7 protein-coding genes are annotated in these 3,424 nt (G+C 59.2%); 4 read left to right on the forward strand and 3 right to left on the reverse strand.

Annotation, left to right across the window (positions count from 1 at the left end):
* The first annotated feature begins 256 nt into the window (after positions 1–256).
* Positions 257–496, forward strand: a complete 240-nt coding sequence (locus ACS5Q1_RS47125) for a hypothetical protein (RefSeq protein WP_473104662.1) — start codon at positions 257–259, stop codon at positions 494–496.
* A 153-nt stretch (positions 497–649) separates the two neighbouring features.
* Positions 650–1,009 carry a hypothetical protein gene (locus ACS5Q1_RS47130; RefSeq protein WP_473104663.1) on the forward strand — a complete coding sequence of 120 codons (360 nt, stop codon included), beginning with the start codon at positions 650–652 and terminating at the stop codon, positions 1,007–1,009.
* 141 nt (positions 1,010–1,150) lie between these two features.
* On the opposite strand, the gene ACS5Q1_RS47135 is transcribed toward ACS5Q1_RS47130, so the two are convergent.
* Entirely contained in the window at positions 1,151–1,945 is a 795-nt protein-coding gene (locus ACS5Q1_RS47135) for a hypothetical protein (RefSeq protein ID WP_473104664.1), read from the reverse strand.
* 499 nt (positions 1,946–2,444) lie between these two features.
* Between ACS5Q1_RS47135 and ACS5Q1_RS47140 the strand changes: the two genes are divergently transcribed.
* Positions 2,445–2,585, forward strand: a complete 141-nt coding sequence (locus ACS5Q1_RS47140) for a hypothetical protein (protein WP_473104665.1) — start codon at positions 2,445–2,447, stop codon at positions 2,583–2,585.
* A gap of 23 nt (positions 2,586–2,608) precedes the next feature.
* Positions 2,609–2,926 (forward strand): hypothetical protein, encoded by a 318-nt coding sequence (locus ACS5Q1_RS47145; protein ID WP_473104666.1) that lies wholly within the window; start codon positions 2,609–2,611, stop codon positions 2,924–2,926.
* On the opposite strand, the gene ACS5Q1_RS47150 is transcribed toward ACS5Q1_RS47145, so the two are convergent.
* Together ACS5Q1_RS47150 and ACS5Q1_RS47155 are read right to left on the reverse strand one after the other, a co-directional pair.
* Positions 2,896–3,228 (reverse strand): DUF6894 family protein, encoded by a 333-nt coding sequence (locus ACS5Q1_RS47150; protein WP_473104667.1) that lies wholly within the window; start codon positions 3,226–3,228, stop codon positions 2,896–2,898. The two genes, ACS5Q1_RS47145 and ACS5Q1_RS47150, sit on opposite strands and share 31 nt — an antisense overlap.
* Position 3,229: 1 nt before the next feature.
* Positions 3,230–3,424, reverse strand: a 195-nt coding sequence (locus tag ACS5Q1_RS47155; protein ID WP_473104668.1) for a hypothetical protein, incomplete at its 5' end; no start/stop codon positions are given.

The raw sequence follows: 3,424 nt of genomic DNA on the forward strand, positions 1-3,424 counted from the left end.
CGTCTACTGGAATGCGCATCGCCATCCCTTCGTCTGGGGCCAACGCCGCCGGCATCGCCCACGCCGCTCGCCCGGCATCGCCCTCCTACCGAGGGCGGCATGACTTACCGGATGCACCACTTAGGGTTGGATCACTTGGGATCGGGAGCAAGCGGAGTGACGGGGTTGCTCGCAGGACAAGTGCGATTGTTCCAGCAGGTGGGAACCCGACCCTTCTGGGTCGTCAGTGACTGTGACGATTGCCCGAAGCGCGTCCTTGCAGATCGAGAAAGTTCTCTCTATAGCCTCTGTCCGCTTCGTTCAGGAGGCGCAAATCAGTGCGACCGGGCTGGTTCCCATTGAAGGAGCACCCAGACCCCAGCATTCTGATGGCGAGCACCGCCGATTCACCCATCGCGAGCTTTTTGCCGAGGACCACATAGAGGTCGTTCTCAGGCTCCTTGCCTCTGATGAGCGAGAGCTCGGCGGGATTGAGATTTCATTTGTCGTAGTCTGAGAGAAGGGCAGTTGCCGGGCATCAGAAGCATCGAACGGGAAACGGTAGAGCGTCCAATCTGCGGTGCTCGAGGCCGCTTAACCAGTCCGCAATCCAAGTGGGTCAGCCTTCCAATAGATGAATCCTCCGATTCGAATTCTGGAGATGATATCCATGACGGAAGCGACATTTGAGAATGCGGTCGACGAGATGCTCGGCAGGCTTGACCCGATCGTGCTGGTGATCCAGCACGGAGGCGGAGAAGCGGCTTTGTACAGCCTGCAACAGCAGCTGATAGAGCTGATGGCTCTGATTGAACGGAATCCCGGCATTGAGGCCGCAACTGGAGACCTCCACGCTGCGGCGGAGGCGCTGGTTGTCGATCGGACCGCAAGCTTGCAGCCAATGGCTCGAAAGCTGCGGTTGCTGGTTGATGCCCATCAGCGTTTCCGGAACCAACTGTCTGCCGCTCAGCCGCTCAAACCAGGTCACAAGGGTATCTGGTTACATGGGAATCTCCGGTTCGCCGCGTGATGTCATGCGATGAATTCCCGCGATCATGCAACCTCGCGGCTATCCAGCCGAAATAGCGAGATCGCTTCGTTCATCATTGCCATGGTGCCACACAGCCGCAGGTCTGTCGCGGCACCATGAATGCCCCAACCTCGATCTTGTCTAGTTCGACAGAGGTCTGCTGCGTGGGTCTGTCCCGGCATGCTGCCCAAGCGTCAGTTCATGGACGCTGGTGGAACCAGTCATTTCATCCGGCAGGACCTTGGGTGACTGATCGGCACCTGTCGCATTGCTTGCAGAGCCAACAGACCGGGGCGCCGGATCAAGCGTCGACAGAACGCTCGGGTCGAAGAGCTCCTCATGGATCGATCCATCCACTCGGATGACCGTTTTGATGCCGGTCTCGACATCAAGGGAGATCACCCTGATTGCGGCCCTCGAAGGGCTATCAGGTCGGGTAGGTTCAGCAGGGTCACGGGGGTCCGGCGCCACTGGACGGGTTGCTGCTGGTTGAGCTGCCGCGATAGCCACTGCGGCCGCGGGCGCACGCTCATTGACGCGTGCGGTCTCTCCAGCCTGCTCATTGGCGGGTTTTGCGGCACTTTCGTCTTTGGTGGCCTGCACGGCCCGTTGGCGCTTGCCAGCCGCCGCCTCCTGTTCCGCAATGATCTGCTGTAATTGCGCCTGAGCCGCTGCAGCCTCCCGTTGTGTCTGCGACCCGAAGATCGCGACCAAGGGATTGCTCGCACGCTCTGCCGTCGCCTGCGCTGTGGCAGCCTCAGCGGTCTTCGCCGCTTCGATCCGCTTACGGGCAGTCGCCGTCTGCTGACGGTTGTTGGTATCATACGAATACCGCTCGCCATTGATCTCGTAGAAGGCGGTTTTGGCCTCGACATCACCGAGGAGGGCTCCGAGAGCAACAACCGAAGCCCCGAGTGTCGTGAGTACCTTGGTCATTTCCTATCCTTTTTCCAGCAACGGTAAGATTCGGTTAGGGAATGCGGCAACTCTATGGCGCCCTGCCGTCGGGTCTACGCGGCCTGCTGAACGAAACGATGGACAGGACTTGGGTCGTGACATCTCAACAAGACGGTGCGTCTCTCCGATCCGAGTACGGCATGAGTTGATGGAAATGACCCGGCTGTCCTCCACCCGCACGCACGCAGAATCTGCGACACGGCCCTTGATGACGGCGGTCGCGAGCAGGCCAAAGCCGCTTCAGATTACTTGATATGAAAAGGTGCTTCTGACGCTCGGGTTCTCATAGGGACGAAAACACTCGAACCTATCCGAACGCATGGTGGAACTTCCGAACGTCCTGGAGCTCTTCGTGGCCGAATGCGCGATCACGCATATCTCAGCCACATGCTACGGGCAGCTTGGCCTGAAATCGTCACATTCCTGCGCGACCTGGGTGGCGACACTTCGTTAATCATCTCTGCGCCCAAGGCTCCCGATGCTCAGACCTCTTGTTGCCCTTGCCCTCGTGCTCGCAACCCCAGCCCTCGCCCAGACCTATGACCGTTCCGACATTATCCGCGGACTCTGCCGCCCTGACGGCTGCGACGAGTTCGCTATCCTGGCTGCCTCCCTTTGACAAAAGGAGGGGAAGGCACGCTCATGCAGACTCGGGTGAAGACCTTCCACCCGAGTTCATCTGGACGGCGGGCACTCAGCGAGGAGAACGGATATGTTTACTGCTCGCGAACTAGGTCGGCGATCGTGGCCGAGAAGAACGGGCGTACCATGGCTTTCGACCTCGCGCCGTTCTCCACGAAGGAGAGCCGTGAGACAATCCGCCAGAACGCCAATTTTCATGCCCTATACCTCGACCTTGATGTCTACACCGAACGATCACGCTCCTTGGGGAAGTTCCTGTCAGAGCATTCCATGGTAGGCGCCCGGGCTCACGCACTCCAGGAGTGTGGCCCCTGCTGAGACAAGCCGTGTCGTTCGATCTTCATCGACGCGGTGACCGTGCAGATCCTTTGGTTCTGGTCGCCCCACACCTCGATGACGACATCACTGGTATCGCCCTTGGCCAGCCGGTTGGTTCCAATCTCAGCCGCGGAACGGACAGCCGCCTGAACCGCAGCGTCCAAGCTGTCGAACTCGGCGCCCTCGTCATCGTGTATGGGCGGCTTCCCGTTCTGGATATCGAAATAGTAACGGGCCGCGGCACTTTCTCCTGCTGGCCAACCCATTTCTGTCCTGATCTTCAACTGACGTGCGGGGTGCATGTCACAGCACACATCCTGTCGCGACTGCGGTAAACAATTCGGCAACAAAGATCACCAAGGAGCAGATGGTGTCTAGATGTTCAGTCCCACGAAGTGGTGATACGATCATCTCTTCTTGGAGGGACAGCTTATGGGACAGCTTCTCCACGGCAGCGCCACCACGACAGAGGCAGTTCGTCGCGCAATCCAAGCTGGT

This window comes from Microvirga sp. GN3, assembly GCF_055792825.1.